Origin of the sequence: Pantoea sp. GD03673 (assembly GCF_029844725.1) — a bacterium.
Lineage (GTDB): Bacteria > Pseudomonadota > Gammaproteobacteria > Enterobacterales > Enterobacteriaceae > Pantoea.
The window spans coordinates 1-694 of record NZ_JAOCKJ010000039.1 but is presented as its reverse complement, the minus strand read 5'-3'; the positions used below and the strand labels follow the sequence as shown (position 1 = coordinate 694).

The window sequence follows — 694 nt, the reverse complement described above, 5'->3', positions numbered from 1 at the left end:
CTGTTCCATACTGGCGGCTGTTTCAGCCAGTGATGCAGCCTGTTCTTCCGTCCTCGCAGAAAGATCGCCGTTACCGCGGGCAATCTCCTCAGATGAGGTGGCAATGGTGACGGCATTAGATTTAATGTTTTCTACCGTCACCGTCAGGCGCTGACTCATCTGCAGTAATGCCTTAAGCAGACCGGCTGTTTCATTGCGTCCTGTCACGGAAAAAGATGCTGTCAGATCACCTTCTGCTACTTCAAGCGCAAGCTTTGACGCGGCACCGATAGGTCGTGTAACAGAACGGATAATGATCAATGCGAAAAAGACAGAAAGCAGGACCATAAAGAGAAGAACGCTCAGCAAACCATACTGTGCATTCCGGTGGTCCGTAATCTGCTGGTTCAGCATGTCATTCAGTTCATTACCGCCCGCAATCGCGTAGGTGCTGAATCTGTTAATCGCGCTGGTAAAAATTGCGGCATAGTCCTGAGGATTCTGATTCGTCATACTGCGGCTAATAAATAACGCCCCTGCAGTTTTCAGGGCATTTTTGGCTTCCTGTACGGCCGCGTCTGCATCGGCACTGAATTTCTGCTTCAGCCCTGTATCAGACGAAAAAAGCTTCTCTGAGTCCTGAGCAAACATATCCAGATTATAGGCACCCGTGCTGATTAATGATTCCATACGGACAGAGTCAGCCTCATTAACA

General features: G+C 49.1%; 1 protein-coding gene. It reads right to left on the bottom strand.

What is annotated here, in order from left to right:
• Positions 1-669: HAMP domain-containing protein (locus tag N5J69_RS22175; RefSeq protein WP_279772595.1), on the bottom strand; the 669-nt coding region annotated here is incomplete at its 3' end.
• Positions 670-694: the final 25 nt, after the last annotated feature.